Genomic DNA, 247 nt, shown 5'->3' with positions numbered 1-247 from the left:
GGGAACTGAAACATCTAAGTACCCCGAGGAAGAGAAATCAACCGAGATTCCGAAAGTAGCGGCGAGCGAAATTGGATTAGCCCTTAAGCTTTTAATGAGACAGATGAAGGCTCTGGAAAGTGCCGCAACAAAGGGTGATAGCCCCGTAATCGACATCTCATAATCAGTGAAAACGAGTAGGGCGGGACACGTGATATCCTGTCTGAATATGGGGGGACCATCCTCCAAGGCTAAATACTACTGACTG

Annotated in this window: 1 rRNA gene; it reads left to right on the top strand. The window is 47.8% G+C overall.

From position 1 onward, the window contains the following. A 23S ribosomal RNA gene (locus AACR09_RS16270) occupies positions 1-247 on the top strand; the annotation flags it as partial.

The sequence above is a fragment of the Vibrio sp. OPT20 genome (assembly GCF_963889365.1).
In the GTDB taxonomy this organism is placed as follows: domain Bacteria; phylum Pseudomonadota; class Gammaproteobacteria; order Enterobacterales; family Vibrionaceae; genus Vibrio; species Vibrio splendidus.
Note: the sequence above shows the minus strand (reverse complement) of the source record. Positions and strands in the feature narration are given on the sequence as shown.